Below are 1,584 nucleotides of genomic sequence, written 5' to 3'. Positions count from 1 at the left end.
CTTCGAGGGAGTGACCCACGTGAGCTTCAAGAGCCCGTTTCCGGACGTCGAGATCCCGAACCTCAGTGTCTACGATTTCCTGTTCGGTCACCTCGACCCGGCGGACGCGGAGCGGCCCGCCCTGATCGACGGCGCCTCGGGTGCGGTCACCAGCTACCGCACCCTGGTCGGGCAGATCGACGGGGTCGCCGGGGCGCTCGCGGCCCGCGGTCTGGCGGTCGGTGAGGTGGTGGCCCTGCACTCACCGAACGTGCCCGCGTTCGCCGCGGTGTTCCACGGCATCCTGCGCGCCGGCGGCGTCGCCACCACCATCAACGCCCTCTACACCGCCGAGGACATCGCCAAACAGCTCACCGACTCGCACGCGAGGTTCCTGTTCACCGTCTCCCCGCTGCTGCCGCAGGCGCGGGATGCGGCAGCGAGGGTCGGGATCCCGGCCGAGAATGTGATCGTCCTCGACGGCGCCGACGGGCACCCGTCGCTGGCGGATCTGCTCACCGAGGGGCATCCGGCGCCGGAGGTGTCGTTCGACCCGGCCACCCAGCTGGCGGTGCTGCCGTATTCGTCGGGGACCACCGGCCGGCCGAAGGGGGTGATGCTCACCCACCGCAACCTGGTCGCGAACGTGTGTCAGATCACCCCGCGGATGGGCATCGGCGCCGACGACCGGCTGTTGGCGGTGTTGCCGTTCTTCCACATCTACGGGATGACGGTGCTGCTCAACGCGGCCCTGTTCAACCGGGCGTCGTTGGTGACGATGCCGAAGTTCGACCTCGTCGAGTTCCTGTCGATCGTGTCCGGGCAGCGGTGCACGTATGTGTTCATCGCGCCGCCGGTCGCGGTGGCGTTGGCCAAGCACCCGTTGGTCGACGACTACGACCTGTCCTCGGTGCATTCGGTGTTCTCCGGTGCCGCCCCGCTGGATCAGGAGCTGGGTCGGGCCGTCGCGACCCGGCTCGGGTGCCGGGTCCGGCAGGGGTACGGGATGTCGGAGATGAGTCCGGTCTCGCACGCGATCCCGTTCGACCGCGACGACATCGCCCTCGACTCGGTCGGCCCGACGATCGCGAACATGGAATGCAAGCTGGTCGACCCCGCCACCGGGCGGGAGGTCGAGTACCCGGCCGAGGGGGTCAGCGCGCCGGGGGAGTTGTGGTGTGCGGGTCCGAACATCATGGCCGGGTACCTGGGCAACGAGGCGGCGACCGCGGAAACCCTGGACGCGGACGGGTTCCTGCACACCGGGGACATCGCGACCGTCGACGCCGACGGGGTGGTGACGATCGTGGACCGGATGAAGGAGTTGATCAAGTACAAGGGGTATCAGGTGCCGCCGGCGGAGTTGGAGGCGCTGCTGCTGACGCATCCGCAGATCGCCGACGCCGCCGTCATCGGGGTCCTCGACGACGAGGGTGAGGAGGTGCCGAAGGCGTTCGTCGTCGCTCAGCCCGGTGCCGAGGATCTGGATGAGGCCGCGGTGATCGCGTTCGTCGCCGACCGGGTCTCCCCGCACAAGAAGGTCCGCAGGGTCGAGTTCATCGACCTCGTCCCCAAGTCCGCCGCAGGCAAAATCCTCCGCAAGGA

1 protein-coding gene is annotated in these 1,584 nt (G+C 68.9%); it reads left to right on the top strand.

From position 1 onward, the window contains the following. Positions 1-19 precede the first annotated feature (19 nt). Positions 20-1,584 (top strand): AMP-binding protein (locus P3H15_RS53860; protein WP_276144800.1); only part of this gene is annotated, 1,565 nt, incomplete at its 3' end.

This window comes from Rhodococcus sp. T2V, assembly GCF_029269925.1.
Taxonomy (GTDB): Bacteria; Actinomycetota; Actinomycetes; order Mycobacteriales; family Mycobacteriaceae; genus Rhodococcus_F; species Rhodococcus_F koreensis.
This window is presented reverse-complemented; position numbering and strand designations above follow the sequence as displayed.